We start from the raw sequence: 25,318 nt of genomic DNA on the forward strand, positions 1-25,318 counted from the left end.
GACCTTCGGCGCGGTCGGGTCAGCCGGTGCTGTCGCGGTGCCGGCGCAGCATCCCGGCGGCCAGCGGCGCGGCGTCCAGGTCCCCGGCGGCGACGCGGGTGGCGACGGTACGGCGCACGAACCGGTCGGCCAGCGCCGGCGCGTGCCGGGCGAGGGCCAGCTCGAGGCGGCCCCGCCGGGTCGTGGCGACGTCGCGGGGTGCCCGCCGGGCGGTGGCGGCGCGCAGGATCGCCGCGACGACCCCCTCCACGGGTTCGGGGCGTGACACCCCGCGCAGGGACAGGCCGGCCTCGGCGGTGCTGTCGTGGATCGGGGAGGCGACCATGCTGGGGTAGACGACGCTCACCCCGACGTGGGTGCCCACCTCGTGGCGCAGCGCGTCGGCGTAGGCGACCAGGGCCCGCTTGCTGACGCCGTACGCGGCGGCCAGGGGCAGCGGCAGCAGGGCCATCCGGCTGGCGACGAAGACCACCCGCCCGCGGGTGGCCTCCAGGGCGGGCAGCGCGGCGGCGGTGGTGCGCCAGGCGGCGAGCAGGTTCACCTCCAGCTGCTGGCGCACCACCTCGTCCGGCGCCAGCTCGGCCGGGGCGGGGCCGCCGACGCCGGCGTTGTTGACCAGCAGGTCCAGCCCGCCGAGGCGCTGCACGGCGGCGGCGACGGTGGCCGGTACGGCGGTGGGGTCGGTCAGGTCGCAGCCGAGCACCGGCACGCCCTGCTGGCCCTCGACGTCGACGGTGCCGGCCTGGCGGTCGACGCCGACGACCCGCGCCCCGGCGGCGGTGAACGCGGCGCAGAGCTGTCGTCCGAAGGTGCCGCTGGCCCCGGTGACGAGCACCCGGCGGCCCGTGAGCCCGCTCATGCCGCGGCTCCGGTGGTGCGGGCGCGGCGGGTGCCGGCGGCCAGTTCCCGGCCCAGTTCGGCCAGGTACGCGTCGAAGTCCACCCGCATCGCGGGCCGGCGCTGCCCCCAGCGGGCGGTGGCGGCCCGCAGCTCGGCCCGGCAGGCGGCGCGCTGCGCCTGCGGCGCGGGCAGGGCGTAGCGGCCGGACAGCTGCGCCGCGACCAGCTTGGCCTGCGCCTCGACCAGCGGGAACGCGGCACCGGTGGACTGCATCAGCCCGACGAACGCCAACCCGGGCGCGTCGAGGTGGAACACGTGCCGGTACAGCGGCAGGGTGTCGGCCCCGTCGCCGAGCAGGGCGGGGTCGAGGAAGGGGATCTCCACCCGGTAGCCGGTGCACCAGATGACCAGGTCGACCTCGTCGACGCGGCCGTCGGTGAAGGTGACGCGGTCGCCGTCGAAGGCGGCGATGCCGCCGCGGGGCTCGATCTCGCCGTGGCTCAGCCGCGACAGCAGCCCGTCGGACAGGGTCGGGTGGTCCTGGAGGAAGCCGTGGGCGGGGGCGGGCAGGCCGTAGCGGGTGGGTGGGCCGACGGTCGCGGCGAGCAGCCGCTGGGTGATGCGCTGGCGCAGCCGCCACGGCAGGCGGCGGGCCAGGGCGCCGTTGAGGGTGTCCGACGGGCGGCCCAGCAGGTGCTTCGGCACCACCCAGACGCCCCGGCGCAGCGACAGCAGGGTGCGCTCGGCCGCGTACGAGGCGTCCACGGCGATGTCCATCGCGGAGTTGCCGCCGCCGACGACCAGGACCCGGCGGCCGGCGAGCTGTTCGGGGCCCCGGTAGGCGTGGCTGTGCATCTGCTTGGCGGTGCAGTCGCCCGGGACGGCGGGGCTGGGCGGCTTCGGCACCCGGTTGTGGCCGTTGGCGACGACGACGGCGTCGACGGTGACCTCGACGTCGCCGTCGGGCCCGTCGGCGTGCACCGTCCAGCGGCCGTCGGCTGCGGCGGCGACCCGGTCGACGGTGTGCCGCAGCCGCACCGCGTCGTGCAGGCCGAAGCGGTCGGCGTAGTCGTTCAGCCAGCCGGCGACGCGGGTGTGGTCGGGGTAGTCGGGCCAGTGCGCCGGCATCGGGTGCTCGGCGAACTCGGTGCGCCCCTTGCTGGTGTTCAGGTGCAGGGTCCGGTACGCGGGCGAGCCGGCCGCCCCGTACACCCAGAGGCCGCCGACCCGGTCGGCGGCCTCGAAGCAGACGGCGGGCACGCCGACGTCGGCGAGTGCCTTGAGGGTGGCCAGTCCGGCCGCGCCCGCGCCGATGACCGCCACGGTCGGCTGTGCGCCCATCGCCGACTCCTTCCCACTAAATCCAACGTCTGTTGGATAATGGTCCGGTGTCGGCGGCACGTCAAGACGTCGCCGGCCCGTAGAGCCCGTCGAGGAAGCGGTGCACGAAGGCGCGGAACTCCCGCCGCTGCCGCGCCTGCGACCCGTCGCCGGCGGCCAGCGCCACCACGTGCCCGTGCACCGCCCACACCAGGCTGCGCACCGTCACGTACGGCGCCGGCTCGACCAGCGCCCCGGCCGCCGCGGCGGCACCGAGCAGGTCGGCGACGAGCCGGTACAGCGGGGCCGCGTACCGCTCGTCGAGCTCGGCGTGCCGCTGCGGCTCCAACCAGCGGCGCAGCCACAACGCCGTGGTCTCCGGCCGGTCCTCCAGGAAGTCCACGAACACGTCCACCAGGTCGTGCAGCGCGCGCCGCACCTCGCTCGGCCCGCTGGCCAGGGCCTGCCGGGCCCGCCCGGCCGCCGTCTCGAGCACCTCGCGCTCGGCGTCGAAGACCCGGGCGAAGCAGGCGTCGTAGAGCTGCGCCTTCGTACCCGTGTGGTGCGAGACCGTGGCGACGTCCACGCCGGCGGCCGCCGCGACCTCCCGCAGCCCGACGGCGTCGAAGCCGCGGCGGGCGAACAACGCGGTCGCCGCCGTGAGCACCACCTCCCGCGTGGCGCGGCTCTCCTCGCGGCGGGGCCGCCCGGGTCTGCGACGGGGCATGGTCATGACGGCCATTCTGCCCCTACAATCCAGCATCCGTTGGATTGCGGGCGGCGTGCCCGCCGAGGAGGCCGCCATGACCGGGCTCGACCAGCAGCAGGCCGGTACGGACACCGCCGCGCTGCCCCGTGGACCGTTGCTCGGTTTCGCCACGGGCTCGCTCGGCATGGGCGTCTGGGTGACGGTTCCCGGGCTGTTGCTGCTCTACTTCCTCACCGACGTGCTCGCCGTCGCGCCCTGGCTGGCCGGCCTGGCGCTGCTGCTGCCGAAGGTCGCCGACGTGCTGCTGCATCCGTGGGTCGGGCACCGCTGCGACGTCGAACAGGCACGCCGGGGCGACCGGCGCCGCCTGCTGCTGATCGGCTGCGCCCTGCCGCTCGCCTTCGCCGCCCTGTTCGCCGTGCCCGGCGGACTCACCGGCGCACCGGCCGCCGCGTGGGTGGCGCTCGCCTTCGTCGCCGGCAACCTGCTGTTCGCCGCCTACCAGGTGCCCTACCTGGCCACCCCCGCCGACCTGCGGATCGGCTACCACGAGCGGACCCGCCTGATGGCGTTCCGGATGGTGGTGCTGACCCTCGGCATCCTCGTCTCCGGGCTGCTGGCGCCCCTGCTGGCCGGCGGGCAGGAGGCCACCCGGGGCGGCTACCAGCGCATGGGTGTGCTGCTGGCCGTCGGGATGCTGGCCGCCATGCTGGTCGGGGTGGCCGGTATCACCCGGCTGCGCCGGGCCGCCGCCGCGACGACCGCACCGCACGGCGGCGGCTGGCGGGAACTCGTCGTTGCGCTGCGCGACCGGCAGTTCCGGTGGCTGGTCACCGCGTACCTGGCCATGTCCACCACCACCCACCTGGTCCTGGCCGGTGTGCCCTACTACGCCGAGTACGAGCTGGGCCGCCCCGCCCTGACCACCGTGCTCGTGGCGGCGTTCGTCGCGCCCGCGCTGCTGGTCACCCCGGCCTGGCTGACCCTCGCCCGCCGGGTCGGCAAGCAGCGGGCGCTGCTGGGCGCGCAGGCGGCCTTCGCGGCCGGCTCGCTGGTCCTCGCCGTCGGCCGTCCGGCGGGGCTGCCCGTGCTGGTGGCCGCCGTGGCGGTGCTCGGCGTCGCGTTCGCCGGCATGCAGCTGCTGCCGTTCTCGATGGTGCCCGACGTCATCCGCGCCAGCGGCGGCGCGGCCGGCACGTACACCGGGGTCTGGACGGCCACCGAGGCGACCGGCGCGGCGCTGGGCCCGTGGGCGTACTCGCTGTGCCTGGCGGCGGGCGGGTTCGTCGCCTCCACCGCGGGCGCCAGCGTCGTCCAGCCCGACGGCGCGCTGGACGCGATCCGTTGGGGTTTCGGGCTGCTGCCCGCGGCGGCGATGCTCGTCGCGCTGCTGCTGCAACGCCGCTACACCCTGGACCGTACGGCCCGCACGGCCGACTGAGCCACGGGCCCCGAGGGGCCACGCGCACGTGGCCCCCGCCTGGCGGATGCGCGGCGCGGTGGGAGCGCCGCGAGGGTGATCCGGTCGGGCGCTGCGCCCGGTGACCGCCGGGGCCGGCAGTAGACTGCGCCCTCGATGGACGCCGAGCCCACCCCCGCCGAAACCCGACCCTGCGCCCACTGCGGACGCCAGGTGCCGCAGCGCGTCGGCGCCGGCCGCCCGTTCCGCTACTGCCGCGACAACGACGGCGCCTGCCAGCGGGCCTCACGCAACAGCCGGATGCGCCACCGCAACGCGCCCGGCCTGCCCGGTCAGGTGGCCCGCACCTGGGAGGCGGTGGACCGGCTGGAACAGGTCGCGCAGACCCTCGCCGACGCCCTGCACGCCGAACTGTCCCCGGTCGGCGTGGAACGCCAGCTCGCCCAGGCCCGCGCCGACGCGGCCACGCAGGTCGCGGCGGCACAGACCGAACGTGACGAGGCCCGCCACGACGCCGAGGACGCCGCCGCGACGGCCGTCCGGGCCCGCGAGGAGGCCCGCGCCGCCGCCGCCGAACGCGACGCGGCCCACGACGAGGCCCGGCGCGCCGCCGAGCGGGCCGCCGAGGCGCTCGAACGCGCCGACCGGGCCGAGGCCGCCCGTGACGATGCCCGCCGGCAGGCCAGCGCCGCCGACGCCCTGCGCACCCAGGCCGAACGCGACCGCGACACGGCCCGCCACGAGCTGCGTACGCTGCGTGCCGAGGCGGACGCCGAGCGCCGCCGCGGCACCGAACTCACCGCGGAACGCGACGCCGCCCGCGCCGACGCCGACCGGGCGACCCGCGCCGCCACCGAGGCCCTCGAACGCGCGCAGCGCCTGCACGCCGAAGCCGAACAGGCCCGCGAGCGTGCCGAGCGGGCCCGCGCCGACGCCGACGCCGCCCGCACGGCCGCCGCCGAATCCGACGCGGCCCGGCAACGCGCCGAAGCCGCCCACCGCGACGCCGAGGCCGCCCGACGGCACGCCGAGGCCACCGCCGAGCAGGCCCGCACGGAACTCGTCGCCCTCACCGGCCGGCACGACACGCTGCGCGCCGACCTGGCCACCGCACGCGAGGCCGCGAGCGCCGCCGAGGGCCGCGCCACCGAGCTGACCGTACGGCTGCGCGCCGCCGAAACCGACCGCGACGAGGCGCAACGGCGGGCGGCCCAGCTCGCCGAGCAGGTCAGCAACCTCGCTGCTGCCCTGGCCCACCTGGGCTCCCGCCCGGCCGGCTGAACGGGCCGCCTGACCCGCCCGCGGTGGCGGCGTAGCGGTGGGCCAGTCGCGCGAAGGCGTCCCTGAGCTCGGGTGGGCCGACGACCTCGATGTCGGCGTTGAAGCGGCCGAGGGTGGCGGCCAAACCGATCCACGACCACGAGCCCAGCACGAGCCGGCAGCGGCGCGGGCCGAGTTCCTCGACGAGCGCGTCGTGCAGGTACCCGGACACCACCGCGGCCGGCAGGTCGAGGATCACCTCCCCGCGGCAGGGCCAGTCACCGGAGTCCTGGTAGCCCCGGAACCGGCTGGTCACGAAGGCGGCCACGTCACCCTCGGGCAGCTCACGCGGGGTGAACCGGGGCCCGGTGGGGGTACGCGGACGGATCCGGTCGGCGCGGAAGGTGCGCCAGTCCCCGCGGTCGAGGTCCCACGCCACGAGGTACCAGCGTCCGCCCCACGTGACGAGGTGGTGCGGCTGCACCCGACGCGGCGCGCGCGGCCCACCGTCGTCGTCGACCTGCCGCGGGGTCACGGCCGTGTAGTCGAAGCGCAGCACCTCGCGGGCGTGCACGGCGGCGCCGAGCGCCATGAGCACACCGCTGTCGACCTGCCGGTCCGCCCGCGTCGGGGACCGCTCGACGGCGGTGACCCGCAGGATGTCGATGCGGTGGCGCAGCCGGGCGGGCATGACCTGCCGGACCGTGTGCAGTGCGCGCGCCGCGGCCTCCTCGATGCCGACGCCGGCGGTCGTGGCGCTCTGCAACGCGATGGCCAGGGCGACGGCCTGCTCGTCGTCGAACAGCAGCGGCGGCAACTGCGTGCCGGCGGCGAGGCGGTAGCCACCGTCGGGTCCCTTGAGAGCCGCGATGGGGTAACCGAGCTCGCGCAGCCGCTCGACGTCGCGCCGTACGGTACGCGCGCTCACGTCCAGCCGCGCCGCCAGCAGCGCCCCCGGCCAGTCCCGGCGTGCCTGCAGCAGCGACAGCAACGCCAGCAGGCGCGCGGAGGTTTTCGGCATTCCCCCATGGTGCCCGCAGAAGAGGACACATCCTGTCCGCTTCGGCTGCGAACGTAGCTCCCGTCCGACCGACGACGACAAGAAGGACCCGATGACCGACACCGCCACGCCCCCGACGACCCTCGACCCTGAGCGGGCCGACCTGCTCGCCGCGCTCGCGACCGCCCGAACCACCCTGACCGGCACCGTCCGCGGCCTCACCGACGAGCAGATCGGCCAGCGCCCGACGGTCAGCACGCTGTGCCTGGGCGGGCTGATCAAGCACGTCGCGGCCATGGAGCAGGCGTGGCTGCGCTTCGTGGTCGAGGGCCCCTCGGCCATGTCCTTCGCGCTGCCCGACGGGGTCACCTGGGCCGACATCACGGCCGGCACGGCCCGCGAGGTGCCGCAGTGGCTCGTCGAGCACGAGGCCGGGTTCCGGATGCTGCCCGGCGAGACCCTGTCCGGAATCCTCGCCGACTACGCGCAGGTCGCCACCCGCACCGAGGAGACCGTCGCGGCCGTGGCCGACATGTCGGCGACGCATCCGCTGCCGCCGGCGCCGTGGCACGACGCGACGGCGGTGCTCAGCGTGCGGGGGGTGCTGATGCACGTCATCGCCGAGACCGCCCAGCACGCCGGGCACGCCGACATCCTGCGCGAGAGCCTCGACGGGCAGCGGTCCACCTGAGCGCCCGGGCCCCGGCGTCCCGAACACGCGCCGGGGCCCGTCTCCCGTACCCCGTGCAGCAGGGAAGGCCGTACGCCGATGACCGTCCTCGACACCCGCGCGCTCAACCGCGCCACGCTCGCCCGGCAGTTGCTGCTCGAACGCGCCGACGTGCCGGTCCTCGACGCCGTCGCGCACCTGTGCGGCCTGCAGGCGCAGGAACCGCAGGAGCCGTTCGTCGGCCTCTGGTCCCGGGTGCGCGCGTTCGACCCGGCGGGGCTGTCGGACCTGCTGACCGGCCGCGGCGTGGTGCGGATGCACCTCATGCGCCGCACCGTGCACCTCGTCACCGCCGACGACGCACTGGCCTGGCGGGCCCGCCACGACGGCATGCTGCGCCAGCGGGTACTCGGGGTCTACGGTCGCGAACTCGCCGGCGTGGACCTCGACGAGCTCGCCGCGGCGGGCCGGGAGGTGCTGGCCGACGGCGAGCCCCGCTCGATGACCGGGCTCGCGCGGGCCCTCGCCGGACGGTGGCCGGCGACGGGACCGAGGGCGCTGGGCGAGATGCTGCTCGCCGCCCTCGTCCCGGTGGTGCAGCTGCCGCCGCGCGGGCTGTGGCGCACGACGGCGGGCGTACGCACCACGCTGCTGTCGTCCTGGCTGGGCCGCGAGATCGACCCGCCGGCCCCGCCGGGCCGCGACCCGGTCGGCGAGGCGCTGGTGCGGCGCTACCTTGCCGCGTTCGGTCCGGCCTCGACGGCCGACCTGCGCGCCTGGAGCGGTCTCGCCGGCCTGCCGGCCGCGGTGGCCGCGATCCGCGACGAACTGGTCGTCTTCCGCGACGAACGCGGGCGGCGGCTGTGGGACCTGCCCGACGCACCGCGCCCCGACGCCGACACACCCGCGCCGGTACGGTTCCTGCCGGCGTTCGACAACGCGCTGCTCGGCTACGACGACCGCAGCCGCATCGTCGACGACGCCCACCGGGGCCTGTCGGTCGCCGGGGAACGCGTCGTGCTGGTCGACGGTCGGGTCGCCGCCACGTGGAGCGTCCCGGCCGACACCGTGACCGTCACCCCGCTGCGCCGCCTCTCCCGGGCCGAACGCGTCGCCGTGACCGAGCAGGGGCAGGCGGTGGCGGCCCTGCTCGGCGACGGCGACCGGGTACGCGTCGCCGCGCACTGAGCATCGCGGGACAGCCGGGCGGGCGCCGACGGGTCATGATGCGGGGGTGGGAAAGACATACGAACGCATCGAGGGCAGGCTACGCAGCTTCATCGAGGACCAGCCGATGTTCTTCACCGCCACGGCCCCGCTGTCCGGTGACGGCACCATCAACCTGTCGCCCAAGGGGCTGCGCGGCTCGTGGGCGGTCCTCGACACGCACACCGTGGCCTACCTGGACTTCGCGGGCAGCAACGCCGAGACGATCGCCCACCTGCGGGAGAACGGCCGCATCACGCTCATGTGGTGTGCCTTCGCCGGCCCGCCGAACATCGTGCGGGTGCACGGGCACGGCGAACCCGTCTTCCGCGACGACCCCCGCTGGGCGCAACTGGCGGGCCACTTCCCGGACATCGACACCACCGTGCACGGCCTGCGGGCGATCATCGTCGTACGCGCCGACCTGATCCGCGACACGTGCGGCTACGCGGTGCCGTTCATGACCTACGACACCGACCGTGACCTGCACGCCAGGCGGTTCGCCCGGGAGGACGACGCGTCGCTGAGTGACTACTTCGCCGGCAAGGAGCACGTGGCGCGCAGCATCGACGGGCTGCCGGGCCTGCCGCTGCCGCTGCCGCCGACCCCGGCGCCCTGAGCCGGCCGCGGCAGCTGCGTGGCTCCTTCGTCGCGCGGGAGCCCGCGACCTGTGGGCGGCGCGCCAGCCCGGCCGTCGCGGACGGGGCGGCAGCGGGCGGCTACCATCGCCGGTGGCAGCGCAAACACCGCACCAGCCCCACCCGGCACAGGCCGACCCCGCCGGACGGCTGGCACGGCCGGCTACCCTTGTCCAGGCTCGCCCGGGCATCCGGGTGGGGAATGGCCCGGCGGGAACGGACCGTTACACCGAGTACACCAGCACCACGAACGAGGGGAAGTCGATCATGGGCGAGCGTATGCTGCGCGGAAGCCGTCTGGGCGCGGTCAGCTACGAATCCGACCGCAACACGGAGCTCGCGCCGCGCCAGACCCGCGAGTACCTCTGCGCCAAGGGCCACCAGTTCGAGGTCCCGTTCGCCGTCGACGCCGAGGTCCCCACGACCTGGGAATGCAAGTTCGACGGCAGCGTGGCCCGGCTGGTCGACGGCAACGAGCCGGAGCAGAAGAAGGCCAAGCCGCCGCGCACCCACTGGGACATGCTGCTGGAGCGGCGTTCCATCGCCGAACTGGAGGACATCCTCGCCGAGCGGCTGCAGGAGGTCCGCACCCGCCGCGGCCGCGCCTGAACCACAACGTGAAACGGCGCCCCGGAAGCATCGCTTCCGGGGCGCCGTCGCGTACAGGTCAGTTCCGGCCGGGCTCGACGATCTCACCCTCGATGGCCCGACCCCCGTCGACGACAGTCGGCTCGGCCGGCGGCGACGTGTCAGCCGGCTGCGGCGCACCCCGACGCACCCGCACCCGCCGCGGCCCGAACAGGTCACCGGCCACCATCGACGACACCCGCCGCTCCGCCGCCCGCTGCACCCCGTGACGGGCCAACCGGCGCACCGGCGGCACCAGCAACAACATCCCCACCAGGCCGCTGAGCAGGCCCGGCAACGCCAGCAGCAACGCACCCAGCAGCCCGACGAGACCGTCGGTGACCTGCCGGCCCGGCGGCTGCCCGGCCTGCGCGGAGACCTTGAAGCCACGCCAGGCGCGCATGCCCTCGCGCCGCAGCAGCACCAGCCCCAGCAGCGACAACGCGAACACCACCAGCAGTGCCGAACCGAACCCGATCGCCCGCCCCACCGCGACGAACACCACCAGCTCCAGCAGCACCGCCGCCAACAGGGCCAACGGCACAAACCTCAGTCCTCGGCGCATCTCACCCCACTCACCATCCGCGGCGCCCCGGCACGGGACACCCGCGCGGGCGCCGGCGCCCCGTCCAGCATGACACGCCGCCGCTCAGGGCCACCGGACCTGCCCGCTGGCGGTACCGTGCAGGCCCCGCCGCAACGCCAACCGCCGGTCCTGCACCCCCCACGCGGTGATCCGCCACAGCGCCTCCGCCACGATCAGCGGACTCATCTTGCTGCTGCCGCGCTCCCGCTCGGCGAACGTGATCGGCACCTCGACGATGCGCGCCCCCGACCGGTGCGCCAGCCGGGACAGCTCCACCTGGAACGAGTAGCCCTGCGAACACACCGACTCCAGGTCGATGCAGTCCAGAGCCGCCAGCCGGTACACCCGGTAGCCGCCCGTGGCGTCCGACAGCGGCATACCCAACGCCAGGCGCGTATACAGGTTGCCGCAGCGCGACAGCAGCAGCCGCCGCAGCGGCCAGTTCAGCACCCGCGCCCCGCGGGTCCACCGCGACCCGATCACCACGTCGGCGTCGCGGGCCGCCGACAACAGCGCGGGCAGGTCCTCCGGGGCGTGTGAACCGTCGGCGTCCATCTCCACCACCGCGTCGAAGCCCCGCTCACGTGCCCACGCGAACCCCGCCAGATAGGCGGCGCCGAGGCCCTGCTTGCCCTCACGGTGCAGCACATGCACCCGACCGTCCGCGCCGGCCAGCGCCTCAGCGAGCGCACCGGTGCCGTCGGGGCTGTTGTCGTCGGCGACCAGGATCTCCACCCCGGGCGCCGCCCGCCGCACCCGCGCCACGATCCGCGCCACGTTGTCGGCCTCGTTGTAGGTCGGAATCACCACGAGCACCCGACCCACCCCCGGCGCACCGGTGTCCGCTCGGGTGCCGCTCGCCTCGCCCACCGTCGCCCCCCTCCGCCGGCGTACCCGGCTGGCGTCACCCGGCGCGAAGCCGGCGGCGCAGCACGGCCGCGCCCACCAGGGCCACCACGGCCAGGCCCGCCAGCGCCACCTCCGGCCACAGCCCGACCCGGGTGGCCACGGTACGCCCGTCGTCCAGCCGCAGCTGCCGCACCACGACCGCTCGGGTGTTGAACCCGGTGGCGTCGCTTACCCGCCCGTCCGGGGCAACGAACCCGGACACCCCGACCGTCGAGGCCATCAACGCCGCCCGGCCGTGCTCCACCGCCCGTAGCCGCACCATGGCCAACTGCTGGCGTGCCTCCGCCACGTCGAACGTGGCGTTGTTGGTCTGCACCACCAGCAGCTGCGCCCCGCCCGTGACGGTGTCGCGCACCACCTCGTCGTAGGCGACCTCGAAGCAGATCACGTCGCCCAGCACGAGCGTGCCGGTGTCCAGCACCCCCGGCTCGCTACCCGGCACGAAATCGGCGCGCACCCGGTCGACCTGCTTGCTGACCATCCGGGCCAGATCCCGCATCGGCACGTACTCGGCGAACGGCACCGGATGCCGCTTCGTGTACAGCTGCGCCAGGTCCGGGCCGCTACCGGGCCGCCACAGGATCCCCGCGTTGCGGACCTGCCCGTCGCCCGGGCCCCGCAGCACCGCACCCACCAGGATCGGGGCGCCCACCGCGTCGGCGGCCTGCGAGATGCGCGCCCCGGCGTCGGTGTCGCGCAGCGGATCGATGTCGCTGGAGTTCTCCGGCCACACCACCAGGTCGGGGCGGGCCCGTACGCCCGCCGCCACCTGCCCGGCCAGCTCGATCGTCGCGTCGACGTGGTTGTTCAGCACCGCCTGCCGCTGGGCGTTGAAGTCCAGACCGAGGCGCGGCACGTTGCCCTGCACGATCGCCACCGTGACCGCGTCGCCGCCACCCACACCCGACACCGGCACCAGCAGCCCCACCACCGGCACCGCGACCGCCCCGGCGGTCAACCCGGCCACCGGCGCCCACCAGCGGCGCCGACCACCCCACGGCCGCCACAGCGCCGCCACCAGCAGCCCACCGGTCAACGCCACCGCGAACGTCACCAGCGGCGCCCCACCCCAGGCGGCCAGCCGCAGCAGCGGCGAGTCGTCCTGGCTGAACGCCAGCCGCCCCCACGGGAACCCCCCGAACGGGGTGCGGTCCCGCAGCGCCTCCTGCCCCACCCACAACACCCCGGTCACCGCCGGCCAACTCCACCGCACCCGGTCCACCAGCGGCGACACGTACGCGCCCGCCGCGCCCAGCAGCGCCAGATAGCCGGCCTGCAACAGCGACAGCAACACCCACGGCAGGTAGCCGGTGTGCAGGTTCGTCCAACTCAACAGCGGCGCGAACAACGCCACCCCGGTCAGGAAACCCAACCCGGCGCCGGCGCGTACCCGACGGCGGTGCGTCGCCGCGGCCAGCAACGCCACCCCCACCGGCGCGAGCGGCCACAGCCCGTACGGCGGAAAAGCCGCCAGCAACGCCAGCCCCGCCGCCACCGCCATCGGCGCGGCCACCCGCAACGGCAACGCCCCCGCCCGCCCGGTAGGCAGCCGACTGTCGTCCCCGGTCGGTGCCGGTCGAGTCCCCACGATCACGCGCCGAAGGCTACCCGCCCCCACCGCCGCCGCCCCGCCCGGCGGCACGTCCCGAGATCAGAGGCGCGGCCCGGTTCCCACAGTCGAGGCCGGCAGACGCCCCACCTGGCCGGTTCCGCCACGACGCGAGCCCACTGACGGACACCCGGACACAAATCGGGGCGCGGCTCGCGCCGCGCCCCGATGCTCCCAGGCCCTTCCCGGCCGGTGGGGCGAGAATGAGCTGCGCCGACCTTCGGACCGACCTGACGCGGACTGGCTGCCCCCGCCCGGCCGTTGTCTACTGGCCGTGCACCCCACCCTGCCCGTACACCGGTAACCGCGGCCGGTTCGCGCCGCCCCGCCGACCCCCGCCCGCTGGACCTGGCCGCCGCGACGCACTGCACACATGTCGCTCGGCCAGCGGACGAAGGGACGAAGCGAACAACAGCCGCTTCCCGTAGTAGGACTCAAAGACGGTACGGCGTGCACCCCCGCCGCTGTCAACCCACCCCGGCCTGTCGTGTGATGCACCACGGCGTGTCGCGTCGGCGAGTCTCAATGCGCGGCGAGGTGCCGCAGCAGCAACGCCCCCGCCGCCGCCGGATGCTCGGCCGCCAGCAACCCCCCGGCGGCCAGCACATAGTCGACGTCGACCACCGGCCGGGCCGCGCGCGGCAGCGCCCACCCACCCGCATGATCGGCCAGCACCGCACCCAACACCCCCGCCGCGTCCACCGGCGCCGCATGCCGCAACACCCCACCCGAACCCACCAGCAGCCGGACGTCACGCAGATCCCGGCCGGCCCGCTCACCCGTGGCCGCCCCCCGCGCGTGCCGCCGCAGCGCCACCGTCGCCGCCAACGCCGCGATCCGCGCCTCCACCGCACGGTCGGCGTCACCAGCCGGCAGGAACCCCGGATCGTCGGCCCGCACCGCCGCCGCGGCCGCCAACCCGTCGCACTCCGCGCCGGTCAGCAGCCGCTCCTCGACGGCCGCCCGCACCACCCCCGGCGCGCTCCACCGCATGCCCAGATCCCCCTCGACCGTACGGGCCCGCCACAGCGCCCCCGCCACCTCCCGCCCCGGCCCGGTGGCCCGCTCGTCCGGCGTCAGCACCGAATACACGTCCGTGGTGGCGCCACCCACGTCCACCACCACCAGATCACCACCCAGGGCGTCGGCCAGCACCTCCACCCCGGTCAGCACCGCGTCGGGGGTGGCCGCGCGCACCAGCCGCCCGAACCGCGACCCCCGCGACAGCCGCTTCCCGCCGATCACGTGCCGCAGGAACACCTCCCGGATCGCCGCGCGCGCCGACGCCGGCGCCAGCACCCCGATGCGCGGCAACACGTTGTCGGCCACCGTCACCGGCACCCCCGCCGACGCCAGCAGCGCATGCAGGTCGTCGCGGACGTCGACGTTGCCGGCCAACACCACCGGCACCCGCCAACGGGCCCGCGCCAGCCGCGTCGCGTTGTGCGTCAACGTCTCGGCGTCACCGCCGTCGGTGCCACCCACCAGCAGCACCACGTCCGGCCGCGCCGCCCGCAACGCCGCCAGGTCCGCCGCACCGAGCCGACCCGCCGCCACGTGCACCACGTTCGCGCCCGCCGACAGACCCACCCGCCGGCCCGCCTGCGCCGTCACCAGCCGCTCGTAGCCGATCACGGCCAACCGCAGCCCACCACCGGCCGACGAACACACGTACCACGGGGCGTCGCGCACACCCAGCCCGGCGGTGGCCGCACCGACCGCCGCGTCCAGGCCGTGCAACACGTCCGTACCCACCGTCGTCGGCGCCGCCGACGCCCCCACCAACGCGCCGACGTCGAGGTCCACCACCGCCACCTTCGTGAACGTGGACCCGACGTCGGCGCAGACCGCGTACCTCACGCCACCGGCGGAACGACCACCGTGCCGGTCGCGGTGACCGCCACGATCGGCTCGGCGAGCACCTCCGCCGCAGACTCACCCCGATCCGGACGTCCCCGACACACCACCCGCGCCTCGAAGTCGATGGTGCGGCTGCGCGTACCCACCCGCGTCACCGTCGCCGTCACCTCCAACACGTCGCCCGCCCTCATCGGCGCCCGGAACTGCACCTCCGAGTACGACGCGAACAACCCCTCGTCGCCGTCGGTACGGATACACACCTCCGTGGCCACGTCCCCGAACAACCCCAACGCGTACGCCCCGTCGACCAGATCGCCCGCGTAGTGCGCGTGCGAATACGGCACATACCGCCGGTGCACGACCGTCAGACCCACCCGGGAATCACTCATGCCTTCGCCTTCTTCTCCGTGATCAACGCGTGCACCAGGAAACTCGCCACCTCACCCGGGGTCGTCCCCCGACCGAAGATCCGATCCACGCCCAACTCGCCGGCCATCGTCTCGTCGAAACGCGGCCCACCCACGATCAGCAGCGGCCGACGCCCCGCCGGCATCGCCTCCCGGAACGCCGCCGACATCTCCCGCGTGTTGTGCAGATGCGCGTCCCGCTGCGTCACCACCTGCGACACCAGCACCGCATCCGCCCGCTCCACCCGGGCCGCCTCCACCAACTCCGGCACACTCACCTGCGCACCCAGATTGGTGACCTTCAACTCCCGGTAGTACTCCAGGCCCTTCTCCCCCGCGATGCCCTTGACGTTGAGGATCGCGTCGATGCCGACCGTGTGCGCGTCCGTGCCGATGCACGCCCCCACCACCGACAACTTGCGCCGCAACCGCCGCTTCACCACCGCGTTGACCTCCTTGGCGCTCAACAGCGGGAAGTCACGCTCCACCACCTGCACCGCCGAGGTGTCCACCAGATGGTTCACCCGCCCGTACACCACGAAGAACGTGAACCCGTCGCCCATCGGCTTCGCGTGCACCAGCATCGCCGGGTCGATGCCCATCTTGTTCGCCAGCTGCACCGCCGCGCCCTCGGCCCGCTTGTCGTGCGACAACGGCAACGTGAACGACACCTGCACCATGCCGTCACCCGTCGTGTCCCCGTACGGCCGCACGATCCTCTTCTCGACGGCCCCGCCGCCAGCCTCCACGGCGCTCATGCCACCGGCCCTTCCAGGATCTCCGTAGCCGGATTGAAGTAGTCCGCCTCGTGCCCGGCCACCCCGGACAGGCCCTTGCCCCGGTCCGCCGGCCGCTTCATGATCCCGAACGTGCCCTCGGCGATCGCCGACAACAACGACTGCTCACCGATACGCTCCAACAGGTCGATCGCCTCACCCAGCACCCGGTTGGCCCGCTGCTGGATGAACCCGCCCGGCGCCGGCACGAAATCCTCGTGCAACCCGCCCGCCGCACCCAGCACGTACCGCACGTTCTGCAACGCGATGTCCCGATCCGACAACCACGGCGTCACCACCGCCTCGGTCATCATCCCCACCAGCAGGATCCCCTGACCGGTCATCGTGCCCACCAGGTTGAAGAACCCGTCCAGCAGATTGCCCCGGAACACGTCCCCGGTCATGTGCTTCGTCGGCGGCATCCACTTCAACGGCGCGTCCGGGAACAACTCCCGCGCCAACAACGCGTGCGCCAACTCCAACCGCAACGACTCCGGCACATCCGGGTTGATCTCGAACGCGTGCCCCAACCCCAACTGCCAGTCCGCCAACCCCGCCTCGTGCGCGAAGAACTCGTTGAGCAACTGCGACACCGTCACCGTGTGCGCCTCGTCCACCGCGTCCGCCGTGGTCAGGTAGTTGTCCTCACCGGTGTTGATGATGATCCCCGCCCGCGCGTGCACCTGCCGCGAGAACCGCTGATCCACGAACGTACGGATCGGATTGATGTCCCGGAACAGAATCCCGTACATCGAATCGTTCAACATCATGTCGAGCCGCTCCAGGCCCGCCAGGGTCGCCATCTCCGGCATACACAGACCCGACGCGTAGTTCGTCAACCGCACATAGCGGCCCAACTCCCTCGACGACTCGTCCAAGGCCGCCCGCATCAACCGGAAGTTCTCCTGCGTCGCGTACGTGCCCGCGAAACCCTCCCGCGTCGCACCCTCCGGCACATAGTCCAACAACGACTGCCCCGTCGACCGGATCACCGCGATGACATCCGCACCCGCCCGCGCCGCCGCCTGCGCCTGCGGAATGTCCTCGTAGATGTCCCCCGTCGCCACGATCAGATAGATCCACGGCCGCTGCGCCGGATCCCCGAACCGCTTCACCAACCGGTCCCGCTCCGCCCGCCGCCGGTCGATCGCCCGGATCCCCGCACCGACCGCCCGACGCGCCGCCTTCCGCGCCGCCGTGGCCGCCTTCCCCGAAGGCACCTCGAACCGCACCGACCCCGCCGCCGCCTTCTGCGCCAGCAACGTCACGTCACCCAACTGCTCCCGGGCGAGCGCGTCGAACACCGGCAACGCCACCCCGTGCCCCAACCCCACGTCCGCGACCACCGCGTCCACGAGCCGGTTCACCCACGGAATACCGTCCGGATCGGCACCGGTCACCCCGGCCAGCCGCAACACCGCCCGCTCCACCGACACCGTCGTATGGCTACGCGCCAGATCCACCACCGGCTGACCCGCACGACGCGCCAACTCCCGCGCCCGCGCCACCAGCCGCGGATCCAGATCAAGCTTGCCCGTCACACCGTCACCCGACCCTGACCCGCAACGGCGACACACGCCGTACCGATGGTTCGCTCGCTCACGAAGACCCTTCCTCGAAGATCACGTCACCGCGCAACACCGTGCGCCGACACACCGGAAGCGGCGTCGGATCCTGCGGACCACGCGCCTCCGGATCCGCCGCCAACAACACCGGCAGACCCCGCTCCACCCCCGCCGGCGTCGACCACACCGCGAACGTCGCCGGCGCCCCCAACGCCAACACACCCTCGTTGTCCAGCCGCACCGCCCGCCACCCACCCCGGGTGTGCGCCGCGAACGCCGCCCGCACACTCATCCGCTGCGTCGGACTGTGATGCCACACCGCCGCCCGCACCGAACCCCACGGATCCAGCGGCGTCACCGGCGAATCCGACCCGAACGCCAACGCCACCCCGACCCCGTGCATCGCACCCATCGGATTCGACTCCAACGACCGCGCCAGGCCCAACCGCGACTCGTACATCCGACCCGCGCCACCCCACAACCGGTCGAACGCCGGCTGCATGCTCGCCACGATCCCGTACTCCACGAACCCCGCGATCAACCGCTTGTTCATGATCTCCGCGTGCTCGACGCGGTGCCGCGCCGCCCGCACCCGATCCGTACCCAGCTTCTCCGCCGCCCCCGCGAACCCCTCCAGCACCGTCGAGATCGCCGCGTCACCGATCGCGTGGAAGCCACCCTGCACACCGTGCGCCGCACAGTCCAACAGATGCTCCCGCACCTGCTCCGCACTCAGATAACCGTGCCCGCAACCCCCGTCACCATCCAGGTACTCCCGCGACACATGCGCCGTACGCGACCCCAACGCCCCGTCGGCGAACAAATCACCACCCGCCCCCACCGCACCCAACTCCCGAGCCCGCGCCGCACCCAGCAACTCACCCCAGTACCCGTACACCTCCGCCACACCGTCACCCGACAACGCCAACAACCCCGTGAAGTCCTCCTCGTCCGAAATCTCCGGACCACCACACTCGTGCACCGCCGCGATACCCAGCGACGCCGCATGCGCCAACGCCGCCCGCTGCGCCGCCACCCGCTGCGCCCGCGTCACCGACGCGAACGCCGCCGCCCGCACCACGTGATGCGCGTCGCGCCGCAACCACCCCGACGCGTCGTACCCCGCCGCCGACACCACCTGCGGACACGCCGCCAACAACGCCACCGACACCAACGCCGAATGGATCGACGCCTGCGACAGATAGACCCGCCGCCCACCGGCCGCCCGACCCAGCGCCTCCGCGTCCGGCAACCGCGGCACCGCCCAGCTCGACTCGTCCCAGCCGTGCCCCAACACCACCGCGTCCGACGGCAACCCCGCCGCGAACCCCGCCACCGCCTCCAACAACTCCGCCGCCGAACGCACCCCCGACAGGTCGAGCCCCGACAACGCCAACCCCGTGTCCGTCGCGTGCACGTGCGCGTCCACGAACGCCGGCGTCACCAACGCCCCGCCCAGATCCACCACCCGATCGGCGGCCGGCGCGTCCGCGTCCGCCCCCAACCAGGAGATCCTGCCGTCGGTGACCAGCAGAGCCGTCGCGCTCGGATCGGCCGGGCAGTGCAGCGTCCCGCCGCGGTACAGAGTCGAGGGGTTCGTCATGACCATCAGTCTGCCGCCAGACGCGCCTCGAACAACGCCCGCACCCCCGACTCCGACCGCAGCAGACCCAGCGCGAACTCCGCGTGCCCCGGCACGTACCCGTTACCGACCAGCATCGTCACGTCCGCCGCCAGGCCCTCCGCCCCCAACGCCGCCGCCGCGAAACTCGTCGCCATCGAGAAGAACACCACCGTGCCGCCGTCCGCCGTCGCCAGCACCGCGCCATGCTCACAACCCGGCACGTCCACGCACACCACCGTCACGTCCGCCGGCGCCCCCAACGCCGTCGTCACCGCCGTCGACAGCGCCACCGGATCCCGGGCGTCGGCCAACGCCACCTCGTCCGCCAGACCCACCGCCGCCAGCGCGTCACGCTCCGCCACCACCGGCACCACCCCGACCGTACGGGCGGCACCCGCCCGCCGCGCCGCCGCCAGCGACAACGACCCGCTCTTGCCCGCGCCACCGACCACCGCCACCCGCACCGGCGTCGGATCCCCCGCCCGCTCCCGCTCCGCCACGTACCGCGACACCACCCGCGACGTCAACGCCGGCGCCCCACACACGTCCAGCACCGCCAGGGACAGCTGCGGATCGAGATCCGCCGGCAGCACCGCCGCGATCGACCGGGCGAACAGGATCGCGTACCCGTCACACGGCACCTGCTCGCTGCGCCCGTCCCAACGGGCCAACCCGTCGAGGATCGTCAACGGCGTCAACGTCAGCGACACCAACGTCGCCACCCGCTCCCCCGCCTTCAACCCCAGCGGGGAGCGCCGCCCCGCCTCCTCCACCGTGCCGATCAGCATCCCGCCCGACCCGGTCACCGGGTTCTGCATCTTGCCGCGCGTCGACACGATCTCAAGCACCTCGGCACGCACCGCGTCACCGTCGCCGCCGTGCTTCTCCCACAGCTGCCGGAAGCTCGCCGCGTCCAGGTTCAGCCGCTCCACCCGGATACGCACCTCGTTCGACGCGATCTCGGGCCTCGCGTCCAGCCGCCACGCGGCCTGCGGCAGCACCCCCGCCGGCTCGACAACGCGGTGCAGACCCACCGGTGACGTCACGCGACCTCCCCTGTCATGCCGCTCGAAGCCCCGGCCAGGACTCGCGTAGCGGGAAAACTTACGGCAGACTAATTTCTTCACCGAATATTTTCCAGTAGCCTTCGGGATCGCTGATCAACCGCACCACATCGAGGAGGGGCCGTGACCCAGACCCAACCGGTGGAGACCCTGTCCCCGCCCCGCCCCGCGCCGGTCGCGGTCCCCACCGCCGGACAGCCCTACGAATACCGCCGCGCGCCCCTCGTCGAACCCGACTGGACCCGCTTTCCCGGCTGGCGCCACGTCACCCGCGAGCAGTGGGAGAACGCCCAGTGGCAGCGCGTCAACTGCGTCAAGAACGTCAAGCAGCTGCGCACCGTCCTCGGCGACACGGTCGACGAGACCTTCTACGCCGACCTTGAGGCCGACCAGAAGGCCCTGGCCACCATGTCCATGCTGGTGCCGCCACAGATGATCAACACGATGGTGCCGTTCGCGCCGATGACCACCGAGGCGTTCCTCGCCGACCCCATCCGGCGCTACATGATCCCCGTCGCCTCCGACCGGCGCACCGACTGGCCCTCCCACCCGTACGCCAGCCGCGACTCCCTGCACGAACACGACATGTGGGTCGCCGAGGGCCTCACCCACCGCTACCCCACCAAGGTCCTCGCCGAGCTGCTCTCCACCTGCCCGCAGTACTGCGGGCACTGCACCCGCATGGACCTCGTGGGCAACTCCACCCCCACCGTCGACAAGCTCAAGCTCACCCTCAAGCCCGTCGACCGCTACGACGCCCACATCGGCTACCTCAAGGCCCACCCCGGCGTCCGGGACGTCGTCGTCTCCGGCGGTGACGTGGCCAACGTCCCGTGGAAGAACCTCGAGTCCTACCTGATGCGGCTGCTGGAGATCGAGACCATCCGCGACATCCGGCTCGCCACCAAGGCCCTCATGGGGCTGCCCCAGCACTGGCTGCAGCCCGACGTCGTCGAGGGCCTCGAACGGGTCGCCCGCACCGCCGCCCGCCGGGGCGTCAACCTCGCCATCCACACCCACGTCAACCACGCCCAGTCGCTCACCCCGCTGGTCGCCAGGGCCGCCCAGACCGCCCTCGACGTCGGCGTACGCGACGTCCGCAACCAGGGCGTGCTCATGCGCGGCGTCAACGCCACCGCCCCCGACCTGCTCGACCTCTGCTTCGCCCTCCAGGGCGAGGCGGGCATCCTGCCGTACTACTTCTACATGTGCGACATGATCCCTAACGCCGAGCACTGGCGGGTCCCGGTCTGGCACGCCCAGCAACTCCAGCACGACATCATGGGCTACCTGCCCGGCTACGCCACTCCGCGCATCGTTTGCGACGTGCCGTTCGTCGGCAAGCGCTGGGTGCACATGCTCACCGAGTACGACCGCGACCTCGGCATCTCGTACTGGACGAAGAACTACCGCACCTCCATCGAGTCCGCCGACGCCGAGGCGCTCAACAAGCGCTACGCCTACTACGACCCGATCGACACGCTGCCCGAGACCGGCCAGCAGTGGTGGACCACGCACCGCAACGACTGACCGACCCGCGACACCGTCACCCCCGAGCCGACCACCGGCTTCGGGGGTGACGTGCTTTCTACTGCCGTACCGGAAAGGCAGCCCCTGGCCGCCCTCTCGACCTGACGAGGGGCGGCCAGATTCGTGCTCGCTGCCGACGCGGTCCTCTCCCCTGGCCTCGTGCGGTCCGGGTCCCTGTCGCCAGGGTTCGTCGCGTTGGTGTGCGGCATCGCACACCCGCTAGAGCATCCTAGGACACTAGGTGAAGGGGTGGGACGGGTGTCTGGTTGACTGGGTGGATGGGAGAGCTCCTGCTGATCCGGCACGGCGAGACCACCTGGAGCGCCAGCCGCCGGCACACCTCGTACACCGACCTCCAGCTCACCCCTGACGGCGAGCGGCAGGCCCGCGCCCTCGGCCGCTTCCTCGCCGGCCGGCGACTCGCCGCGGTCCTCGCCAGCCCCCGCGCCCGTGCGCTGCACACGGCGCGGCTCGCCGGCCTCACCGTCACCGGCACGCTCGACGACCTGGCCGAGTGGAACTACGGCGCGTACGAGGGGCGCACCACCGCCGACATCAGCGACGACCACCCGAGCTGGTCCATCTGGACCGACGGCTGCCCCGACGGGGAGTCCCCCAACGAGGTCGGCGAACGCCTCGACCGGGTGCTCGCCCGGGTGCACCCGCTACTCGACCGGGGCACCGTCGCCCTCGTCGGGCACGCCCACAGCCTGCGCGTGCTCGGCGCCCGCTGGGTCGGCCTGCCGCCCTCGGCCGGCGGGCTGCTGCGGCTGGACACCGCCACCGTCAGCGTGCTCGGCCACGAGCACGGCCGACGGGTCATCCTGCGGTGGAACCAGCCGGTTCCCCCGGGGGCCGGGAACGCCCCCGAACGAGGGGCTCGGCACTGATCTTCGGCGGCCGGTTCTCGTACGGCGTCGACAGCACCACGGTCGTGCGGGTGGTCACGTTCGCCGCCGTACGGATCTCCTGGAGCACGCGCTCGAGGTCGGTCGGGCTGGCCACCCGCACCAGCAGGAGGTAGAAGTCCTCCCCCGCCACCGAGTAGCACGAGTCGATCTCGGGCAGGTGCGCCAGCCGTTCGGGGGCGTCGTCGGGCTGGGACGGGTCGAACGGCCGGATCGCCACGAAGGCGGTCAGCGGCAGGTCCAGGGCCTCGAAGGAGACCCGGGCGGCGTACCCCTTGATCACGCCGCGCTGCTCCAGGCGGCGCACCCGCTGGTGCACGGCGGAGACCGAAAGGCCCACCTTCTCCGCCAGATCGGTGTACGACAGCCGACCGTCAGCGGTCAGCGCGGCGATGATGGCGCGGTCGATCTCCTCCACGGCGTGCAACCTACCGGGAAAACCGCTCCACGGCGACGACGTGTCGCGTCGGCGCGACACGTCGTAGGCGTCACGCCGGCGCGACGGCACCCGTCAGCCCTTCGCCAGCGCCCGGGAGATGACCAGCCGCTGGATCTGGTTGGTGCCCTCGACGATCTGGAGCACCTTGGCCTCGCGCATGTAGCGCTCCACCGGGTGGTCGGCCACGTAGCCGGCCCCGCCGAGCACCTGCACCGCGTCGGTGGTCACCCGCATCGCCACGTCGGTGGCGAAGAGCTTGGCCTTCGCCGCCTCGATCGAGTAGGGGCGGCCGGCGTCGCGCAGCCGGGCCGCGGACAGCGTCAACGCCCGGGCCGCGGAGATCTGGGTGGCCAGGTCGGCGAGGGTGAACCCCAGCCCCTGGAAGTCGATGATCGCCTTGCCGAACTGCTGGCGCTCCCGGGCGTAGCCGACCGCGTAGTCCAGCGCCGCCTGGGCCAGCCCGACGGCGCAGGCGGCGATGCCGAGGCGCCCCGAGTCGAGCGCGGACATCGCGATGGTGAATCCCGCCCCCTCCCCGCCGATCAGCCGCTCGGCCGGCACCCGGGCCGAGTCGAAGGCGATCTGCGCCACCGGGGAGGCGCGCAGCCCCATCGTCCGCTCGGCCGCCTGCGGCTCGATGCCGGGCGTGGCACGGTCGGCCAGCAGGCAGGAGATGCCCTTCGGGCCGGGCCCGCCGGTGCGGCAGAAGATGTTGTAGAAGTCCGCCACCTGCGCGTGGGTGATCCACGCCTTCGTGCCGTCGACCACGTAGGCGTCGCCGTCGCGCACGGCTCTCGTGGTCAGCGCGGCGGCGTCCGACCCGCCCTGCGGCTCCGACAGGCAGTATGCCCCGAGCAGCTCCCCGCCGATCATGTCGGGCAGCAGCTTGCGCTGTTCGTCCGTGCCGAACTGGGCCAGGGGGTAGCAGGACAGGGTGTGCACGCTGACCGCCTCGGCGACCGCGAGCCACCGGCTGGCCAGGATCTCCAGCACCTGCAGGTAGACCTCGTAGGGCTGGGCCGCGCCGCCGTGCTCCTCGGCGTACGGCAGGCCGAGCAGGCCGGCCCGCCCGAGGGTGCGCAGCACCTGCCGGGGGAACTCCGCGCGCTCCTCGAACCCGGCGGCCTTCGGCGCGAGCTCCCGGTCGGCGAGTTCGGTGGCGAGGTCGAGCAGGTCGTGGGCCTCGTCGGTGGGCAGGATCCGGTCGACAGTCATAGCGCGATGAGCTCCGTGGGGGTGGTGTTGAGCCGTTGCACGCCGTCCGTGGTGCAGACGACGATGTCCTCGATACGGGCGCCGTGGCGGCCCGCCAGATAGATGCCCGGCTCGACGGAGAACGCCATCCCCGGCTCCAGCCGGCGGGCGTTGCCGGCCACCACGTAGGGCTCCTCGTGACCGTCCAGGCCGATGCCGTGGCCGGTGCGGTGCAGGAACGCCGCGCCGAAGCCGGCCGCGGCGATCGGCTCGCGGGCCGCCGCGTCGACCTCCTCGGCGGTGACTCCGGGGCGGACCGCGGCCACCGCTGCCCGCTGGGCGGCGTGCAGCACCGTGTAGTAGTCGACGAACTCGGCCGGCGCCGGGGCACCCGCGACGTAGGTGCGGGTGCAGTCGGAGCGGTAGCCCGACGGCATCGTTCCGCCGATGTCCACGACGACCGGCTCGCCGGCGCCGATCGGCCGGTCGGAGGTGCCGTGGTGCGGGCTGGCGGCGTTCGGGCCGGCGGCGACGATCACGAAGTCCACGCTCACGTGGCCGGCGGTCCGGATCGCCGCGGCGATGTCCGCGCCCACCTCCGCCTCGGTGCGTCCCGGCCGCAGCCACTCCCCCATCCGCGCGTGCACGGCGTCGATCGCCGCGCCCGCCTCGGCCAGCGCCGCGACCTCGGCCGGGGACTTACGCAGGCGCAACTCGCGCAGCACCTCGCCGGCCAACCGCTGGGCGGTGCCGGGCAGCGCCGCGCGCAGGGCGAGGACCTGCTCGGCCCACATCCGGTCGGCCAGCCCGACCGTCGCCACCGGTCCGCCGAGGGCGGCGACGAGCAGCGGGTACGGGTCGCTGCCGTCGGCGTGGTCGACGATGCGTACGCCGGTGGCCGGCGCCGGGGACGCCTCGGCGGCCGGACGCTCCAGGGTCGGCACGATCAGGGTCGGCTCGCCCTGCGCGGGCAGCACGAGGCAGGTGAGCCGCTCCCCCTCGTGGGCGTCGTAGCCGGTCAGGTAGCGCAGGTCGGAGCCGGGGGTGATCAGCAGCGCGTCCAGGCCGGCGGCGGCGGTGGCGTGCCGGGCGTCGGCCAGCCGTCGGGGCGGATACAACTCGTCGGATCCCACCCGCCCAGCTTAACGGTCGTTCGG

At 73.9% G+C, this 25,318-nt stretch carries 24 protein-coding genes; 8 read left to right on the plus strand and 16 right to left on the minus strand.

Annotation, left to right across the window (positions count from 1 at the left end; genetic code table 11):
* Positions 1-19: 19 nt before the first annotated feature.
* From ACGFIR_RS13775 to ACGFIR_RS13785, 3 genes are all read right to left on the minus strand, one after another.
* Positions 20-859, minus strand: coding sequence for an SDR family NAD(P)-dependent oxidoreductase (locus tag ACGFIR_RS13775; protein ID WP_393145119.1), 840 nt, complete (start codon positions 857-859; stop codon positions 20-22).
* Entirely contained in the window at positions 856-2,181 is a 1,326-nt protein-coding gene (locus ACGFIR_RS13780; protein WP_393145121.1) for a flavin-containing monooxygenase, read from the minus strand. Before ACGFIR_RS13780 ends, ACGFIR_RS13775 begins: the two co-directional genes overlap by 4 nt.
* A gap of 61 nt (positions 2,182-2,242) precedes the next feature.
* Positions 2,243-2,893, minus strand: a complete 651-nt coding sequence (locus ACGFIR_RS13785; RefSeq protein ID WP_393145123.1) for a TetR/AcrR family transcriptional regulator — start codon at positions 2,891-2,893, stop codon at positions 2,243-2,245.
* 70 nt (positions 2,894-2,963) lie between these two features.
* Here ACGFIR_RS13785 and ACGFIR_RS13790 point away from each other — a divergent pair, with 70 nt between their 5' ends.
* Together ACGFIR_RS13790 and ACGFIR_RS13795 are read left to right on the plus strand one after the other, a co-directional pair.
* Positions 2,964-4,310 (plus strand): MFS transporter, encoded by a 1,347-nt coding sequence (locus ACGFIR_RS13790; protein ID WP_393007798.1) that lies wholly within the window; start codon positions 2,964-2,966, stop codon positions 4,308-4,310.
* Positions 4,311-4,445: 135 nt separating this feature from the next.
* Positions 4,446-5,570 (plus strand): hypothetical protein, encoded by a 1,125-nt coding sequence (locus ACGFIR_RS13795; RefSeq protein WP_393145125.1) that lies wholly within the window; start codon positions 4,446-4,448, stop codon positions 5,568-5,570.
* Here ACGFIR_RS13795 and ACGFIR_RS13800 read toward each other — a convergent pair.
* On the minus strand, positions 5,518-6,570 hold the full coding sequence (locus ACGFIR_RS13800) for a helix-turn-helix transcriptional regulator (protein ID WP_393145127.1): 1,053 nt from the start codon (positions 6,568-6,570) through the stop codon (positions 5,518-5,520). The genes ACGFIR_RS13795 and ACGFIR_RS13800 overlap by 53 nt on opposite strands.
* 91 nt (positions 6,571-6,661) lie before the next feature.
* Here ACGFIR_RS13800 and ACGFIR_RS13805 point away from each other — a divergent pair, with 91 nt between their 5' ends.
* The 4 genes from ACGFIR_RS13805 to ACGFIR_RS13820 all read left to right on the plus strand — a co-directional run bounded on the left by ACGFIR_RS13805 (position 6,662) and on the right by ACGFIR_RS13820 (position 9,672).
* Positions 6,662-7,240: a DinB family protein gene (locus ACGFIR_RS13805; RefSeq protein WP_393145129.1), complete on the plus strand. Its 579-nt coding sequence runs from the start codon at positions 6,662-6,664 to the stop codon at positions 7,238-7,240.
* Positions 7,241-7,318: 78 nt separating this feature from the next.
* Positions 7,319-8,407, plus strand: coding sequence for a winged helix DNA-binding domain-containing protein (locus ACGFIR_RS13810; protein WP_393145131.1), 1,089 nt, complete (start codon positions 7,319-7,321; stop codon positions 8,405-8,407).
* Positions 8,408-8,453: 46 nt separating this feature from the next.
* Complete coding sequence (locus ACGFIR_RS13815) at positions 8,454-9,044, plus strand: pyridoxamine 5'-phosphate oxidase family protein (protein WP_393145133.1); 591 nt, start codon at positions 8,454-8,456, stop codon at positions 9,042-9,044.
* 286 nt (positions 9,045-9,330) lie between these two features.
* Complete coding sequence (locus tag ACGFIR_RS13820) at positions 9,331-9,672, plus strand: RNA polymerase-binding protein RbpA (protein ID WP_007460094.1); 342 nt, start codon at positions 9,331-9,333, stop codon at positions 9,670-9,672.
* A gap of 58 nt (positions 9,673-9,730) precedes the next feature.
* On the opposite strand, the gene ACGFIR_RS13825 is transcribed toward ACGFIR_RS13820, so the two are convergent.
* The 9 genes from ACGFIR_RS13825 to ACGFIR_RS13865 form a co-directional block, all read right to left on the minus strand.
* Positions 9,731-10,255: an FxsA family protein gene (locus ACGFIR_RS13825; protein ID WP_393007809.1), complete on the minus strand. Its 525-nt coding sequence runs from the start codon at positions 10,253-10,255 to the stop codon at positions 9,731-9,733.
* An 84-nt stretch (positions 10,256-10,339) separates the two neighbouring features.
* Positions 10,340-11,146 carry a polyprenol monophosphomannose synthase gene (locus ACGFIR_RS13830; RefSeq protein ID WP_393145135.1) on the minus strand — a complete coding sequence of 269 codons (807 nt, stop codon included), beginning with the start codon at positions 11,144-11,146 and terminating at the stop codon, positions 10,340-10,342.
* A 34-nt stretch (positions 11,147-11,180) separates the two neighbouring features.
* A complete protein-coding gene (gene lnt, locus ACGFIR_RS13835; RefSeq protein ID WP_393145137.1) occupies positions 11,181-12,827 on the minus strand; it encodes an apolipoprotein N-acyltransferase in 1,647 nt (548 codons plus the stop codon).
* Between the two features lie 489 nt (positions 12,828-13,316).
* Positions 13,317-14,654 carry a glutamate mutase L gene (locus ACGFIR_RS13840; protein ID WP_393145139.1) on the minus strand — a complete coding sequence of 446 codons (1,338 nt, stop codon included), beginning with the start codon at positions 14,652-14,654 and terminating at the stop codon, positions 13,317-13,319.
* The gene (locus ACGFIR_RS13845; RefSeq protein WP_393145141.1) at positions 14,651-15,043 is read right to left on the minus strand and encodes a hotdog domain-containing protein; all 393 of its coding nucleotides are present in this window, start codon (positions 15,041-15,043) and stop codon (positions 14,651-14,653) included. Before ACGFIR_RS13845 ends, ACGFIR_RS13840 begins: the two co-directional genes overlap by 4 nt.
* Entirely contained in the window at positions 15,040-15,819 is a 780-nt protein-coding gene (locus ACGFIR_RS13850) for an OAM dimerization domain-containing protein (protein WP_393007819.1), read from the minus strand. Before ACGFIR_RS13850 ends, ACGFIR_RS13845 begins: the two co-directional genes overlap by 4 nt.
* Positions 15,816-17,378 (minus strand): lysine 5,6-aminomutase subunit alpha, encoded by a 1,563-nt coding sequence (locus ACGFIR_RS13855; protein ID WP_393007820.1) that lies wholly within the window; start codon positions 17,376-17,378, stop codon positions 15,816-15,818. The genes ACGFIR_RS13850 and ACGFIR_RS13855 overlap by 4 nt, the downstream gene beginning before the upstream one ends.
* A 58-nt stretch (positions 17,379-17,436) precedes the next feature.
* A complete protein-coding gene (locus tag ACGFIR_RS13860) occupies positions 17,437-19,005 on the minus strand; it encodes an amidohydrolase (protein ID WP_393145143.1) in 1,569 nt (522 codons plus the stop codon).
* A gap of 5 nt (positions 19,006-19,010) precedes the next feature.
* Positions 19,011-20,060 carry a zinc-binding alcohol dehydrogenase gene (locus tag ACGFIR_RS13865; protein ID WP_393007970.1) on the minus strand — a complete coding sequence of 350 codons (1,050 nt, stop codon included), beginning with the start codon at positions 20,058-20,060 and terminating at the stop codon, positions 19,011-19,013.
* A 153-nt stretch (positions 20,061-20,213) separates the two neighbouring features.
* Here ACGFIR_RS13865 and ACGFIR_RS13870 point away from each other — a divergent pair, with 153 nt between their 5' ends.
* A complete protein-coding gene (locus tag ACGFIR_RS13870) occupies positions 20,214-21,620 on the plus strand; it encodes a KamA family radical SAM protein (protein ID WP_393007824.1) in 1,407 nt (468 codons plus the stop codon).
* Positions 21,621-21,898: 278 nt separating this feature from the next.
* Positions 21,899-22,510 (plus strand): histidine phosphatase family protein, encoded by a 612-nt coding sequence (locus ACGFIR_RS13875; RefSeq protein ID WP_393007826.1) that lies wholly within the window; start codon positions 21,899-21,901, stop codon positions 22,508-22,510.
* Here the strand turns inward: ACGFIR_RS13875 and ACGFIR_RS13880 are convergent.
* The 3 genes from ACGFIR_RS13880 to ACGFIR_RS13890 all read right to left on the minus strand — a co-directional run bounded on the left by ACGFIR_RS13880 (position 22,440) and on the right by ACGFIR_RS13890 (position 25,294).
* Positions 22,440-22,946: an Lrp/AsnC family transcriptional regulator gene (locus ACGFIR_RS13880; RefSeq protein WP_393007828.1), complete on the minus strand. Its 507-nt coding sequence runs from the start codon at positions 22,944-22,946 to the stop codon at positions 22,440-22,442. The genes ACGFIR_RS13875 and ACGFIR_RS13880 overlap by 71 nt on opposite strands.
* Before the next feature lie 93 nt (positions 22,947-23,039).
* Positions 23,040-24,182 carry an acyl-CoA dehydrogenase family protein gene (locus ACGFIR_RS13885; protein ID WP_393007830.1) on the minus strand — a complete coding sequence of 381 codons (1,143 nt, stop codon included), beginning with the start codon at positions 24,180-24,182 and terminating at the stop codon, positions 23,040-23,042.
* Positions 24,179-25,294, minus strand: coding sequence for a M24 family metallopeptidase (locus tag ACGFIR_RS13890; protein WP_393145145.1), 1,116 nt, complete (start codon positions 25,292-25,294; stop codon positions 24,179-24,181). Before ACGFIR_RS13890 ends, ACGFIR_RS13885 begins: the two co-directional genes overlap by 4 nt.
* Between the last annotated feature and the right edge of the window lie 24 nt (positions 25,295-25,318).

The sequence above is a fragment of the Micromonospora sp. NPDC049051 genome, from assembly GCF_043197575.1.
Classification (GTDB): Bacteria; Actinomycetota; Actinomycetes; order Mycobacteriales; family Micromonosporaceae; genus Micromonospora.